Source organism: Brevibacterium picturae, assembly GCF_030453725.1.
Taxonomy (GTDB): domain Bacteria; phylum Actinomycetota; class Actinomycetes; order Actinomycetales; family Brevibacteriaceae; genus Brevibacterium; species Brevibacterium sandarakinum_A.
Window position 1 is genome coordinate 1 of record NZ_JAKDJU010000183.1, and the last position, 5606, is coordinate 5606.

Below are 5606 nucleotides of genomic sequence, written 5' to 3' on the forward strand. Positions count from 1 at the left end.
GACCGGGGTGCGCACCTGGCGTGGGAGTGGCACTATCATCACCCGGTTCAAACGTTTCCCATCCACCGTGGGCCTCTGCCAGACCGCGACCGGAGCATCGAACACGAAGACGGGGTGCTCGCGCAGCTGAGCTCCGCCGTTGCCGCAACCTCGATGCCGCTGACGCTGCCGAGCGAGGTTCGCCGCGCAGCAACCGTGGACCTCGACGGTCTGCAGACAGCTGTCCTCGTCGACAAACTGCTGCCTGTTCTGACTGACATCGACCATCTCGAGGTGCATGAGATCGGCGATCGCCCGGCCTATCGAGAAGTCACCGACGCACCACTGGTCTCGATGTCGACCGACGAAGCTGAGGACAGCGATTGGTTCGACATCCGCTTCCACATCATGATCGCCGGACAGCAGGTGCGCTTCGCCGACCTGTTCGTCGCGTTGGCGCAGGGGGCTGCGATGATGGTCTTGCCCGATGGCACGTACTTCTCCCTCGATGCACCCTTCTTCGACAAGTTTCGTCGCATGCTCGCCGACTCAGATGTCATCGCGGACTGGCAGCCGGACTCACCTCGCCTCTCGCGCTATCACATGGATCTGTGGGCCGAATTCGACGAGCTCGTCGACGAATCCACCGCCGCCGCCTCGTGGCGACGCTCGGTCGAAGCGCTCAGCCACCTCGGCGAGATTCCTGCTCTCGACGTGCCGGACGGGGTCGAAGCCACGCTGCGTCCCTACCAGCAGGAGGGGTTCAGCTGGCTGGCGGCCCTGTGGTCCAGCGGACTCGGCGGCATCCTGGCCGATGACATGGGGTTGGGCAAGACGCTGCAGGCACTGAGCCTGTTCACTCACATCAAGAACACGAATGCGAATGCCTCCCCCATCCTCGTCGTCGCGCCCACCTCGGTGATGTCGACGTGGCGTGCGGAGGCCGAGAAGTTCACGCCGGGTCTTCGAGTCGCCATCATCTCCGCCACAGAGAAGAAGCGGAAGACCACCTTGGCCGAAGAGATCGAGGACGCGGACCTCGTCATCACCTCATATGCAATCCTGCGCCTCGACGCACAAGCCTTCAGGTCGATCGAGTGGGACACCTTCGTCCTCGACGAGGCGCAATTCGTCAAGAACAGGACCGCCAAGGTCCACACTGCGGCGAAGGCGATACCGGCTCGGTTCCGCCTGGCCATCACCGGCACACCGATGGAGAACTCTCTCACCGACCTGTGGTCGCTGTACTCGATCACCTCACCGGGTCTGCTGCCTGGTATCGAGAAGTTCCGTCGCGAGATCGTCTCCCCCATCGAATCAGGCGAGTCCCCGGAGGGAATGGCACTGCTGCGACGTCGGATCCGACCGTTCATGAAACGGCGGAACAAAGAACTCGTCGCAGCCGACCTGCCGCCGAAGCAGGAACAGGTCCTGCGCGTCGAGCTCAGCACCAAGCACCGGGACCTCTACAACACGATTCTGCAGAAGGAGCGGAAGAAGCTCCTCGGCCTCATCAATGACATGGATCGGAACCGCTTCGCGATCTTCCGGTCGCTGACACTCCTGCGGATGCTGGCCATCGACCCATACCTCATCGATGAGAAATACGAAGCGATCGGATCGAGCAAACTCAGTGCACTCTTCTCCCATCTTGACGACGTGGTTGCCGAAGGTCACCGCACCATCATCTTCAGTCAGTTCACCTCCTTCCTGTCCCGGGTCGGCGAACAGCTCGAGCACCGCAATATCGACTACTGCTACCTCGACGGCTCGACTCGCAACCGGGGCGCGGTCATCGACGACTTCAGAACCGGGGATGCACCGGTCTTCCTGATCAGCCTCAAGGCCGGCGGGTTCGGCCTGACGCTGACGGAGGCCGACTATGTCTTCCTGCTCGACCCCTGGTGGAATCCTGCCGTAGAAGCCCAGGCCATCGACCGCGCGCACAGAATCGGGCAGACGAAGAACGTCATGGTCTATCGGATGGTCGCTGAGAAGACGATCGAGGAGAAAGTGCTGGCTCTGCAGGAGAAGAAGGCCCAGCTCTTCGACTCCCTGGTCAATGAGGGTGAGGGATTCTCATCGACGATCACAGGCGAGGACATCCGCGGGCTTCTCGACGGATGAGCGGCTCGTCGATTCCGCTCCGTACGCTGGTCCGCCCCATACGCTGCTTCAGTGCCCGAGCGTCGACACGAGTCCCTGCATCAGCTCGTCTTCGACCCGTTCGTTCCCGGGACCGAACTGTCCGAACCGCAGAGCATTGATGAGTCCGATGAGCGCCGCCCACACAGTCACAGTACGCATGATCACCTGATCGCCGGGCTCCAGTCCCAGTTCTCGCAGACCTTCACGCAATGCATCCAGCGCGTGTGCGGGTGGGACCTGAATCTTCGTCTGTGCCACAGAACTCTTCGCGACCAAGTTCGTCAGCGTCACCATGATCCGGGTCCCGGGGACCACGGTCTCATCCCGCGGTGCTTGGTACTCGGGGACCGGTGTGCCATAGATGAGCGCCCAACGGTTCGGGTACCTGCGCGACCACGCGATCATCGTCACCCCGACGGTGAGAATGGATTCGTTGCCTTCCAAGGCCGCATCCACCTCGTCGGCGATCGAGGTGAATGCGTCACGGATGAGGATGGTCAGCAGCTCATCACGGTTCTTCACATAGCGGTAGATCGCGCTTGAGACGATCCCGAGCTCCCGGGCGATCGCACGAAGTGAGACCCCGTCGAGGCCATCGGCGTCGAGCATCTGATTCCCGAGGCGGGTGATCTGGGCTTCGGTTTCCAGCCGGGCTCGCTGACGCGGAGTCGAATTGGTCATGCGTCCACCCTAGAGCGAGAGAGCAAAGATAACAATAGTGAGCACTGCTCTTGAAATGCGGCTGGCATGGCTCTACTCTCATTGAGAGAGCATCGCTCTCTGAGATGCTTTCGGCAACTCAACCGAACCACACCAGGGGAAGGGCCCTCATCATGAAATCCGCACTCATCATCGGCTATGGACAGATCGGCGAAGAAATCGCCACCCAACTCTCAGCAACAGGAATTCACACAACAGTCGCAACCCGCTCGGGCAGAGCTTCGGCGCCGGTTGCGGCAACTGCGCCCGGCAGTAGGACGGCAACCGACGTTCGGCCATCGGCCGGCAACCAGGCGCGGACCGATACGGGGCAAGCACTGCACAGCCCCGGCGTCGGCACCGAGGCCAACCACATTCGCGCAGATGCAGCCGACCGTGCACAGCTTCACGAAGCCGCCGCGGCCAGCGATGTCATCTTCGCCTGTGCCCATGCTCCCTACGACAGTCGGAAGTGGGAGCAGACCCTCCCTCGGCTCGACTCGGCGATCATGGACACCGCGGCGCGGTTGGGCATTCCCGTCATCTTCCCCGAATCGGTCTATGCCTTTGCCGGACTTCGTGAAGCGATCACAGAGTCCTCCCCGTTCGCCCCGGTCGAGGACAAGGGACGGATTCGCCAGAGCCTCCTCGAAGCCAGGCGCGAACACCCTGCCACCACGGTCAGCGTCATCGCCGGGGACCTGCTCGGCAGCACCGCGCAGCCGTGGTCGTCCGTGGTGAAGATGTGCATCACCGCCCCGATCTCCAAAGGGCATCGGGCCATCGTGCCTGCACGCACCGATGTCGCCCACGGCATCACCGTCATCGCGGACCTCGCCGCCGCGATGATCCGCGCGGCACAGGTGCTCGAAGACGTCCCCGCGGGGACGCATCGCCTGCTCATCGCTCCCTCCTCGAATCCGACTCTGGGCGAGATCACGGAGTTCGCCCACGAGCATGTGGGCACGAGGCCGAGAAGGCCCCTGGCCCTCCCCCGTTGGACGACTCGCGTCGCCGGGGTCGTCGAACGGTCGATGTACGAGCTCAATCAGCTCTCCCCGATCTGGTACTCCCCCTGTGTCATCGAGTCCGGAGACTTCGCCGAGTCTCTCGGCACCACCGATTGGCGTAAGGGCATCACGCAGATGCTGTGAGATCGCCTCGGCGTCGGCCTATTCGAGGAAGATGCCGTTGCCGGGTCCCAGAGGCAGGTCGAAGAAGAACCAGATCGCCAGCAGTGCCGCCCAGGCCAGCCAGAACGGAATGACGAAGGGCACCATCCTCGAGATGATGGTGCCCAGCCCGGCATTGGGTTCGTAACGGCGCACGAGGCCCAGGAGCACGATCATGTAGGGGTTGAGCGGGGTGATGACCTGGGTGGCCGAGTCGCCGACGCGGAATCCGGCCTGGATGAAGGCCGGTTCGTAGCCGAGGATCGCGAACAGCGGGACGAACACCGCCGCCATGAGCGTCCACATCGAGGAGCCGGAGACGATGAACAGGTTGAGCACACTGGCCAGGAGCATGAACCCGAGGACTGCGGCGAAGCCCGTGAGTCCGATGGCCTCGAGCCCTGAAGCACCAGCCACGGCGATCCACGAGCCGATCCCCGTCCAGTTGAACAGCGCGATGAACTGGCCGAGGATGAAGGCGAGGATGAGGAAGGACATCATGTCGACGATCGACTGGCTCATCATCCGCACGAGGTCGTTCATTGACCGTACGGTGCGCACGACGAAGCCGTAGACCACCCCCATGAGCATGAAATAGGCGAAGACGATGAAGACGATCGAGGACAGCAGCGGGGACTTCGGCAAGAATCCGCCGTCCTCATTGCGCCAGGGCGAGTCGGGAACGAGCACGCCGAAGAGCAGCACCGCGGTCAGCAGCACTGCAGAGACCAGGGACCACACCAACCCTCGCTTCTCCTCGGGTTCGAGTTCAGCCTTGACCTCCTTCCGTGATTCCTCGACTTCTTCGGCAGACACGGCGTTCTCACCGTAGGGGTTGTCCTTTGCCTGGTATTCCTTGGCCAGGCCCGAACCCTTGGCATCCGCGTACTCGCGCGGAACGCCCTTGCGAACCATGTTCGGTTCGATGAGTTTGTCGATGATGAAACCGGCGATGAGCGCCAGCACGATCGAGGCGACGATGTTGAAGAAGTAGTTCGACACCGGGTTGACGGCCGTATAGTCCGTGCCGGGCAGGGTCCCCATCACCGAGGTGGTGATGCCGGCGAACAGCGCATCGAGGCTGGTCGGCACGATCGAGGTCGAATACCCGGCACCGGTGGCGGCGAATCCGCCGATGAGGCCGGCCATCGGGTGCCGTCCGGCGGCCTTGAATACGAGCGCGGCCAGCGGCGGGATGATGATGAAGGCGGAATCGGCCATGATCGACCCGACCACGCCGACGAAGCCGACGGCATAGGGCAGCAGCCAGCGCGGGCTCTTGCCGAAGGCGATCCGCACGGCTGCGGCGAGCATGCCCGACTTCTCGGCCACACCCACTGCCAGAAGGATCGGCAGCACGGTGGCCAAAGGCGGGAACCCGATGTAGTTGTCGCCCATCGTCGTCGTCAGCCACGACAGTCCCTCGCCCGTGAACAGTCCCCTGATCGCAACGGTCTCGTCGCTGCCGGGAATGGACACGGAGACGTCTGCCATGGCCATGCCGGTCGAGATTGCTCCCGTGATCAGGAACAGTCCGAGGAAGAGGGTGAACGGCTCGGGCAGTTTGTTGCCGAGCCGTTCGATCCCGTCCAGCAGACGCTGTCCGAT

General features: G+C 62.9%; 4 protein-coding genes. 2 read left to right on the forward strand and 2 right to left on the reverse strand.

Translation table 11 applies throughout. The features are described from left to right. The coding region (locus tag L0G76_RS13590) for a DEAD/DEAH box helicase (RefSeq protein ID WP_304357708.1) at window positions 1–2106 on the forward strand (2106 nt) is incomplete at its 5' end. A gap of 48 nt (window positions 2107–2154) precedes the next feature. Here L0G76_RS13590 and L0G76_RS13595 read toward each other — a convergent pair. Next, window positions 2155–2808 carry a TetR/AcrR family transcriptional regulator gene (locus L0G76_RS13595; RefSeq protein WP_304357709.1) on the reverse strand — a complete coding sequence of 218 codons (654 nt, stop codon included), beginning with the start codon at window positions 2806–2808 and terminating at the stop codon, window positions 2155–2157. Between the two features lie 152 nt (window positions 2809–2960). Between L0G76_RS13595 and L0G76_RS13600 the strand changes: the two genes are divergently transcribed. Then, window positions 2961–3980 carry a Rossmann-fold NAD(P)-binding domain-containing protein gene (locus tag L0G76_RS13600; RefSeq protein WP_304357710.1) on the forward strand — a complete coding sequence of 340 codons (1020 nt, stop codon included), beginning with the start codon at window positions 2961–2963 and terminating at the stop codon, window positions 3978–3980. A gap of 18 nt (window positions 3981–3998) precedes the next feature. Here the strand turns inward: L0G76_RS13600 and L0G76_RS13605 are convergent, their stop codons facing one another. Further along, window positions 3999–5606, reverse strand: coding sequence for an AbgT family transporter (locus tag L0G76_RS13605; RefSeq protein ID WP_304357711.1), 1608 nt, complete (start codon window positions 5604–5606; stop codon window positions 3999–4001).

What these genes read in the sequence shown, in the direction of transcription:
- L0G76_RS13595 (WP_304357709.1), bottom strand. Translation starts at nt 2,808, where the DNA reads ATGACCAATTCGACTCCGCGTCAGCGAGCCCGGCTGGAAACCGAAGCC.
- L0G76_RS13600 (WP_304357710.1), top strand. Translation starts at nt 2,961, where the DNA reads ATGAAATCCGCACTCATCATCGGCTATGGACAGATCGGCGAAGAAATC.